Origin of the sequence: Pseudomonas sp. (assembly GCF_049645325.1) — a bacterium.
Classification (GTDB): Bacteria; Pseudomonadota; Gammaproteobacteria; order Pseudomonadales; family Pseudomonadaceae; genus Aquipseudomonas.
This window is the reverse complement of sequence record NZ_JBARTQ010000628.1, coordinates 1-4,106: the sequence shown is the minus strand read 5'-3', so window position 1 is coordinate 4,106 and position 4,106 is coordinate 1. Positions and strand designations below refer to the sequence as shown.

Genomic DNA, 4,106 nt, shown 5'->3' with positions numbered 1-4,106 from the left:
TTGATACACCGCATTCGGGAGCAAGCCCCCTCCCACAGGAGTCTGCGTTTGCAATGTATAAATCGCAGGGAGCCTTTCAATGCGCGTCATTCTTTTCAGCAGCCAGACCTACGACCGCGAGAGTTTTCTCGGTGAGCCGCTGCCGGCAGGCGTGGAGCTGCAATTCCAGCCTGCCCGCCTAAACCTTGACACCGTGGCCCTGGCCGAGCACCACGACGTGGTCTGCGCCTTTATCAACGACGACCTCAGTGCCCCGGTGCTTGAACAACTGGCCAACGGCGGAACCCGCCTGATCGCCCTGCGCTCGGCCGGTTACAACCATGTCGACCTGGCCACCGCCAAGCGCCTGGGCCTGACCATCGTGCGCGTACCCGCCTACTCGCCCCACGCGGTCGCCGAACACGCCGTCGCGCTGATCCTTGCCCTCAACCGCCGCCTGCACCGCGCCTACAACCGCACCCGCGACGGTGATTTCAGCCTGCATGGGCTGACCGGCTTCGACCTGGTGGGCAAAACCGTCGGCGTGGTCGGCACCGGGCAGATCGGCGCCACGTTCGCCAAGATCATGGCCGGTTTCGGCTGCACGTTGCTGGCGTACGACCCCTTCCCTAATGCGCAGGTTCAGGCCCTCGGCGCTCACTACGTGAGCCTGCCCGAGCTGCTGGCACAGGCACAGATCATCAGCCTGCACTGCCCGCTCACCGCCGACAGCAAGCATCTGATCAACGCCCGTTCCCTGGCCCAGATGCAGCCCGGCGCGATGTTGATCAACACCGGGCGCGGTGGCCTGGTCGACACGCCGGCTCTGATCGACGCGCTCAAGGACGGCCAACTCGGCTACCTGGGGCTGGATGTGTATGAGGAAGAAGCCCAGCTGTTTTTCGAAGACCGCTCCGACTTGCCCCTGCAAGACGACGTGCTCGCGCGCCTGCTGACCTTTCCCAACGTGATCATCACTGCCCACCAGGCGTTCCTCACCCGTGAGGCCTTGGCCGCGATTGCCGGTACCACATTGGCGAACATTGCCGCGTGGGCCGAGGGCCAACCGCAGAACCTGGTCGAAGGATGATCAGCGGTCACATACCAGGCTCATGATGAGCCGGCACCCGTGATAGGATGCCGCGCCTATTTGGAGGATCCATGGCCGAACACGATTTCCGCTTCAGCTTGCTGAGCCCGCAACACACCCTGATCGAATGCCGCGCCCTGGTGCCGGGCCGTTACCAGATCACCGGCAACGGTGGTTCGATCAAGCACGGCGACGTGCTGATCGTCACCCTGCGCGGCAGTAAAACCCTGTCGATGCGCCTGACCGTCGAAGGTGACGCGCGCTACTCCATCCGCCCGGCGGGCCAGTGGGTTGCCATGGCCCAGGGGCCGAAATTCGGCGAGCTGGAGATTCACACCTGGAAGGTCAACTGCGACAGCTGCGACACCGTGCTTGAATTTGAATTCGCGGTAGAAACCAAGCTGAGCAAAGAGCCGCTGCAACCGGCCGCCAACGCGCGCGTCAAGGAACTGGGCTGGGCCAGCACCGGCGACAAACACCGCTGCCCGAAATGCCAGCAGGCTGCGCAATGAAAGGCTTGCTTCTGCTCGCCGCCGTCGGGGCGGGCCTGACGGGCTGCGCCGGTGATACGGCCAAGCTGGAGCAGGATCACAGCTACGTGGTGGAGTGGATCGGTGAGCGCCCGCTGATGGATTACGCGCACCTGACCGTGACCCTGGGCGCCGATGGCCGCGCCTACGGTAACGGCGGCTGCAACCACTGGTTCGCGCCCTACACGGTGGACGGCGAAAAACTCAGTTTCGGCAAGATCGGCAGCACCCGCAAACTCTGCGCCGAGGCCCTGATGGAGCAGGAACACCGCTTCTTCCAGGCCCTGCAAGGCGTCGAACGCTGGGACATCTCACCGATCGAGCAGACACGCTTCTGGCCGGCCGAAGGCAAGCCGATTCGCCTGTGGCTGGAAGAAGGCTGATCCTAAGTCAGACTGGATCGGCTTTTCTGTGGGAGCTGGCTTGCCTGCGATAGCATCACCGCGGTGTACTTGATACACCGCGCAAGCCGCATCGCAGGCCAGCCAGCTCCCACAGGTTTAACCGCGCAAGGCCTTGAGTTTGGCCAGCACCCCTTCTGCCGTCTGCTCACCCATCAACTGCTCACGCACCTTGCCCTTGTCATCAATGATGTAGGTCACCGGCAACGCCTCGCTACGCGGAATATCGAAGATCCCCTCCGGGTTCTGTGCGAGCACGGTGAACTTGATCCCCAACTTGTCGCTGGCTTCCTTCAGCTCTGTGCCCTGCACATTGTCGAAGTTGACCCCGAACACGCCCACGTTCTGCCCTTTCAGCTGCTCGGCCAAAGCATTCAGCTCCGGGATTTCCGTGCGGCACGGGCCACACCATTCGGCCCAGTAATTGACCACCACCCATTGTTTGTCCAAGCGCTCGGCCGCTACTTTCTGGCCATATTGGTCAACGCCGTAATCGTTACCGCAGCCGCTGAGCAGCAGGGTTGTGATGATCGCCAATGCACCGATCAGTCGCCTTGTCATGGGGTAATCCTTCGAAAAAATGAACGTTGGCTGCGGCCTATCGCCTCTTACGGTTTAAGGACGGGCCGCCGCACGGGTAGAATACCCGCCACCTTACGCAAGATGCGACCCGCACATGACCGATCTGACGCTTTATCACAACCCGCGCTGCTCGAAATCCCGCGGTGCGCTCGAACTGCTCGAAGCCCGCGGCCTCACGCCCACCGTCGTGCGCTACCTGGAAACCCCGCTGAATGCCGCGCAATTAAAGGCCCTGCTCGCCAAGCTCGGTATCAGCGCCCGCCAACTGCTGCGCACTGGCGAAGACGAATACAAAACCCTCAATCTGGCCGACGACAGCCTCAGCGAAGCGCAATTGATCGCCGCCATCGCCGCGCACCCCAAGTTGATGGAACGCCCGATCCTGGAAACCGCCCGCACCGCCATCATCGGCCGTCCGCCGGAAAACGTGCTGGAGATCCTGCCGTGAGTACGCCCTATGTGCTGGTGTTGTATTACAGCCGCAATGGCTCGGTGAGCGAAATGGCCCGGCAGATAGCCCGGGGCATCGAACAGGCAGGCCTGGAAGCGCGACTGCGCACCGTGCCGGCGATCTCCACCGAGTGCGAAGCCGTCGCGCCGAGCATTCCGGACGAAGGCGCGCTGTATGCCAGCCTCGATGACCTGAAAAACTGCTCGGGCCTAGCCCTCGGCAGCCCGACGCGCTTTGGCAACATGGCCGCGCCGCTCAAGTACTTTATCGATGGCACCAGCAACCTGTGGCTCACCGGCGCGCTCGTCGGCAAGCCGGCCGGGGTGTTCACCTCCACCGCCAGCCTGCACGGCGGCCAGGAAACCACGTTGATGTCGATGCTGCTGCCGCTGCTGCACCACGGCATGCTGATCACCGGCCTGCCCTACAGCGAACAGGCGTTGCTCGACACCCAGGGCGGCGGCACGCCGTACGGCGCCAGCCACCACGCCGGGCCGGATGGCAAGCGCCTGCTCGACCAGCACGAAATCACCCTGTGCCGGGCCCTGGGCCTGCGCCTGGCCAAAACCGCGATCCTGCTGGAGAACGGCCGTGGCCAGGAAGCCTAAGGTCCTGCCCTCCCAGGCGTGGCTGGAGCCACGGGTCAAGGTGGCACGCGCGTTGAGCCTGCTGGCATTCCTTGGCTTGGTGGGCTTGCTGTGCGGGTATTACCTGTTCATCGCCGACCTGCACGGCGCGCGTCCGTGGGTAATTCTGCTGATCGAACTGGTGCCGCTGCTGGTGCTCGCGCCGGGGATGCTGGTCGGCAGTGCGCGTGGGCACTCGTGGATGTGTTTTGTGGTGAATTTGTACTTCATCAAGGGCGCGCTGGCGGCGTACGACCCGAACCGTCAGGGGTTCGGGGTGCTGGAAATGCTGGCAAGCCTGGCGGTGTTTTGCACGGCGTTGCTGTATGTGCGTTGGCGGCATCAGTTGAATCGGCGGTTGGCAGTAGAACCTCTGCCAGGCTGAAGTACGCTATCGCAGGCAAGCCAGCACCCACATTTGATAGGCGGCGCGGTCAAAATTTGGGA

7 protein-coding genes are annotated in these 4,106 nt (G+C 63.2%); 6 read left to right on the top strand and 1 reads right to left on the bottom strand.

Annotated features, from left to right (window positions below):
• Positions 1-79: 79 nt before the first annotated feature.
• The 3 genes from WBB95_RS26775 (at position 80) to WBB95_RS26765 (ending at position 1,982) form a co-directional block, all read left to right on the top strand.
• A complete protein-coding gene (locus WBB95_RS26775; RefSeq protein WP_424490318.1) occupies positions 80-1,069 on the top strand; it encodes a 2-hydroxyacid dehydrogenase in 990 nt (329 codons plus the stop codon).
• A 71-nt stretch (positions 1,070-1,140) separates the two neighbouring features.
• Entirely contained in the window at positions 1,141-1,581 is a 441-nt protein-coding gene (locus tag WBB95_RS26770; RefSeq protein WP_424490317.1) for a hypothetical protein, read from the top strand.
• A complete protein-coding gene (locus tag WBB95_RS26765; RefSeq protein WP_424490316.1) occupies positions 1,578-1,982 on the top strand; it encodes an META domain-containing protein in 405 nt (134 codons plus the stop codon). The genes WBB95_RS26770 and WBB95_RS26765 overlap by 4 nt, the downstream gene beginning before the upstream one ends.
• A gap of 117 nt (positions 1,983-2,099) precedes the next feature.
• Here WBB95_RS26765 and WBB95_RS26760 read toward each other — a convergent pair whose 3' ends face one another.
• Positions 2,100-2,561 carry a redoxin domain-containing protein gene (locus WBB95_RS26760; protein ID WP_424490315.1) on the bottom strand — a complete coding sequence of 154 codons (462 nt, stop codon included), beginning with the start codon at positions 2,559-2,561 and terminating at the stop codon, positions 2,100-2,102.
• Between the two features lie 115 nt (positions 2,562-2,676).
• Here WBB95_RS26760 and arsC point away from each other — a divergent pair, with 115 nt between their 5' ends.
• Genes arsC through WBB95_RS26745 form a run of 3 tightly spaced genes read left to right on the top strand, consistent with a single transcriptional unit; the run spans position 2,677 to position 4,044 of the window.
• The gene (arsC, locus tag WBB95_RS26755) at positions 2,677-3,030 is read left to right on the top strand and encodes an arsenate reductase (glutaredoxin) (RefSeq protein WP_424490314.1); all 354 of its coding nucleotides are present in this window, start codon (positions 2,677-2,679) and stop codon (positions 3,028-3,030) included.
• Positions 3,027-3,641, top strand: a complete 615-nt coding sequence (gene wrbA / locus WBB95_RS26750) for an NAD(P)H:quinone oxidoreductase (protein ID WP_424490313.1) — start codon at positions 3,027-3,029, stop codon at positions 3,639-3,641. The genes arsC and wrbA overlap by 4 nt, the downstream gene beginning before the upstream one ends.
• On the top strand, positions 3,625-4,044 hold the full coding sequence (locus tag WBB95_RS26745) for a DUF2069 domain-containing protein (protein WP_424490312.1): 420 nt from the start codon (positions 3,625-3,627) through the stop codon (positions 4,042-4,044). Before wrbA ends, WBB95_RS26745 begins: the two co-directional genes overlap by 17 nt.
• The last annotated feature ends 62 nt before the right edge of the window (positions 4,045-4,106 follow it).